General features: G+C 37.0%; 1 protein-coding gene. It reads right to left on the bottom strand.

The genetic code is table 11. The annotated features are described in order from the left end of the window. A partial coding sequence (locus tag AB1414_21160; GenBank protein MEW6609922.1) for a hypothetical protein occupies positions 1-623 on the bottom strand: 623 nt, incomplete at its 3' end. Positions 624-1219 lie beyond the last annotated feature (596 nt).

Genomic DNA, 1219 nt, shown 5'->3' with positions numbered 1-1219 from the left:
CCATAGAAATTATCATCATAAGCAACATATGTATTAGGGTCATTTTCTATAACATAAGAAGCAGTATCGTTTGTGTATAAAAATCCATCTATATCTTTTATAAAATCATTTTTAGAGATTTTAAGTTCAGCTTCGCCTTTTAAGTAATCATCTGGCCAGCCAACTACATTGCGAGTAATCGCCTCTGAAGTAAGATTCCAGCCTAATCCAACCCAGGATGCCTCCTGGTCAACTTTAATCCCGGCTTGATAAGAAAGGTCAATCGGATGATTTAGCCCGCCTCTGCCTGGCACTGTAAATAAAGGAATAGGTAAATTCATATCCCCGGTATACAAGTCAGCTCCTTGTCCTTGAACACGCGGTTGGAAGTCTGCTGCTTGGGGTAGGGGACCACTGCCAGAGGACAATGCCCCTAATGCAACAGCAGGACTTGCTTGCTGTGATTCATAGGTTGCTCCAAAGGCATAACTTCCTATAAGACAAATAAAGCAGGCAATTAATTTTAGCCTGCTTAAAAAGCATAAACCGTATTTTAACATTAATCCTAAACCTCCACTTAAAACTCCTTTCATTTCGTAACCTCTCTCTCTCTTATACTTACAACTATTAGTTTGTTTTAACATTTTAACCACCCTCCTTTTTGTAATTGTTCAGCCACAAAGACACCAGGACACAAAGATTAAAGGTAACCGTTTTCCTGGTTTTTCCATTTTTTCTTTATTACACCCTGAACATTTACTATATATTTAATGTAACCGTTCACGGCTATACATTAGAAGTGTAAACAAGGAGAAATGGCTCAAACTTTTTCTTGCTCCACCCTTCGGACATCAATCCTGGTGTGGTGTTAAGTAAGTTTTGCACGGCGTATCATCAGATTTCATAACCTCAAACGGATAATTGGTAACTGGTAATTGGTAATTGGTTAAATAGTTTCGTCATGAGCTCAGCCAAACGGTATTTAATTACCAGTTACCAATCACCAGTTACCAGAATCAAATTCCATGCGTTATTTGTTCAACACGACACTAACTTTTTATGGACATTAATACAGGCATTAATAATCCTATCAGTTAACTCTTCTTTTCTCCACTTCTCCCTTTCTCCTTATTTTTATCCTCCCTGAACCCTTACTATTTAATATACCATATATTTTAACAAAAGTCAAGTATTTTTTTCGATTTTTGTCAGAAAGAACAGTTACATCTATAGCACTTAT

It is taken from the genome of bacterium, from assembly GCA_040755795.1.
Lineage (GTDB): Bacteria > UBA9089 > CG2-30-40-21 > CG2-30-40-21 > SBAY01 > JBFLXS01.
The sequence above is the reverse complement of the archived record's forward strand: the minus strand, read 5'-3'. Positions and strand labels throughout refer to the sequence as shown.